This is a genomic window from Pseudoalteromonas sp. MER144-MNA-CIBAN-0113, from assembly GCF_040308965.1.
In the GTDB taxonomy this organism is placed as follows: domain Bacteria; phylum Pseudomonadota; class Gammaproteobacteria; order Enterobacterales; family Alteromonadaceae; genus Pseudoalteromonas; species Pseudoalteromonas tetraodonis.
Map to the genome: position 1 here is coordinate 1 of NZ_JBEOOG010000188.1, position 790 is coordinate 790.

The 790-nt window shown below is 39.0% G+C and carries 1 protein-coding gene; it reads right to left on the reverse strand.

Annotation, left to right across the window (positions count from 1 at the left end; translation table 11 throughout):
- Positions 1–39 precede the first annotated feature (39 nt).
- A complete protein-coding gene (locus tag AAEY57_RS19340; protein ID WP_350608588.1) occupies positions 40–699 on the reverse strand; it encodes a hypothetical protein in 660 nt (219 codons plus the stop codon).
- Positions 700–790 lie beyond the last annotated feature (91 nt).

Genomic DNA, 790 nt, shown 5'->3' on the forward strand with positions numbered 1-790 from the left:
ATTCTTGTGTAAATCGACGTCTCATTATATCTGCCTCTATTAAAAGTTAGAGGCGACAACTATCCTGACACAGGGGGTAACCAATGCTCCATTCAACTCACTAGACTTATCAAACGTGGGGCTATTGGTTATATTTTCAGAAACTTCTTTCTTATTTTCATTGTCTATCACTTGCGGCTCCTTGACTGGAGCTATCTTTAATTCTTCTAACAGCGCAGATGCTCTTTTCATTTTAAAGGCGTATACCCAAATAAAAACAAACGCAAATAGAAATAAAATGGTCATAACACCAAAGTGAAGTATGCTTATTCCGAATATATTTGATTGCTCGCTTTTAGGCACTGTTGGTAAGAGATTCATTTGACTTTTAAACCATTGAAGAGCCACTCGCCTTGGTTCCTGCCCTTCTGCTATCGCCCTTTTAGTAGCTAAACCACTATTGTATTGACTTAAACCTTGCTCTATTTTTGCTATAGAAGATTGCATTTCAGAATAGTTTTGCTGACCATCGGCATTAGCTAACGACATAAAGCCGTCTACCATTATTTGATTACCTTTTTGCATTCTATTTATGGCTTTTTGAAGTACTTCATCGGCCAGGTGAGGAGGAAGTTTCGATAGACGCATTAATGTAGGGTAGAGATCTTTAGGCTTAGGTGCTCCCATTTGCTCCATCATTCCGTTCATCTTTTTACCCATTCCTGGGCCTTTAGCCCCCTGTGTCAGGATAGTTGTCGCCTCTAACATTTAGCAGAGGCAAATAAAATGAGACGTCAATTTACACAAGAAT

Bases quoted from the DNA above. Each gene is read 5' to 3' on its own strand.
- AAEY57_RS19340 (WP_350608588.1), bottom strand. From the start codon at position 699: ATGGGTAAAAAGATGAACGGAATGATGGAGCAAATGGGAGCACCTAAG.